Origin of the sequence: Flavobacterium geliluteum, assembly GCF_017948595.1 — a bacterium.
In the GTDB taxonomy this organism is placed as follows: domain Bacteria; phylum Bacteroidota; class Bacteroidia; order Flavobacteriales; family Flavobacteriaceae; genus Flavobacterium; species Flavobacterium flavipigmentatum.
This window is the reverse complement of record NZ_JAGFBV010000077.1, coordinates 1-666: the sequence shown is the minus strand read 5'-3', so window position 1 is coordinate 666 and position 666 is coordinate 1. Positions and strand designations below refer to the sequence as shown.

Below are 666 nucleotides of genomic sequence, written 5' to 3'. Positions count from 1 at the left end.
GATATTTGTATTTTCAAATTATACCCTAATGCAAGATTCTTTTATCGATATCCTTAAGTTGTTACTGCCTGAGATACTAGTAGACTACTTTGAACTTACTTCTTATAAAAAAGAAGAGGAAACACTACATCTGTATTTAAAAGAGATTAATTCGATACCTAAAGAATACAGAGAATCAAAATTAAGTTCAAAAGGATTCTTTGAAGAGATAACAGTTCAGGATTTTCCTATCCGTGGACATCAGGTGTATCTTCATATTACTCGCAGAAGATGGCTTAATGAAGATACTGGAAAAGTGGTTTTTAGAGATTGGAATTTAGTAGCAGACGGAACTCGTATCACCCAGGAGTTTGCGTCTTTTTTAAAAGAAATCAATAGATTCCAGTCCAAATGATTGTAATACCATTGCCTCTTTCTACGGAGTTTCTGGTAGAAACCTGCAATGCCAATACAAAGATTTTCTAAGTGATTTCAAAGTTTGGGATCAACTACCACATGCTAAAAAATGGCTTCTTTTTCCACAGAATATCGGAAAACGTTTATCCATAGATGAAACCTCCCTTTCCAATGGCGAGCTCTATACTATTTTAACCAACAAATCCGGTAAAGGTAGAAAAGGCGCCATAGTGGCTATGGTTGCAGGAACTAAAGCAGAAACAGTGATTG

1 protein-coding gene is annotated in these 666 nt (G+C 35.3%); it reads left to right on the top strand.

All coding sequences use genetic code 11. From position 1 onward, the window contains the following. On the top strand, window positions 1-394 hold a 394-nt coding region (locus J3495_RS19025), incomplete at its 5' end, for an ISAon1 family transposase N-terminal region protein (protein ID WP_317192651.1). Window positions 395-666 lie beyond the last annotated feature (272 nt).